We start from the raw sequence: 378 nt of genomic DNA on the forward strand, positions 1-378 counted from the left end.
TTCTTGCTGTTTTAGACATATAGTCATTTACTTTATTATTGCGAGAACTATATAGATATTTTTGTCTTAAAGTTGGTTTTTTGCCATACTTTTGTTTATCTTTAATACTTTGAAGACGAGCATTTTCTTTATTAAACCATTGATTAATAGATTTTAATTTTTTTCCATCTATTATGAAAGATCTACCTTTACTTGTAACACAAGTTGCAAGATTATTAATTCCAAAATCGATAGCTAGTGCATGGTTTTTATCTAAATTTCTTTGTTCTTCTTCTACTTCATAAGTATATTGAACTTCAAAGAACCTAGCGTTAAATTTAGGAATAATTCTAATCTCTTTAATCTTTTTATCAAGTAAAATAGGTGGAATTTTAATTG

At 25.4% G+C, this 378-nt stretch carries 1 protein-coding gene; it reads right to left on the reverse strand.

Annotated elements, in window-relative coordinates:
• A partial coding sequence (locus I6E31_12505; protein MCF2640778.1) for a transposase occupies window positions 1-378 on the reverse strand: 378 nt, incomplete at both ends.

Source organism: Fusobacterium varium, assembly GCA_021531615.1.
In the GTDB taxonomy this organism is placed as follows: Bacteria; Fusobacteriota; Fusobacteriia; order Fusobacteriales; family Fusobacteriaceae; genus Fusobacterium_A; species Fusobacterium_A varium_C.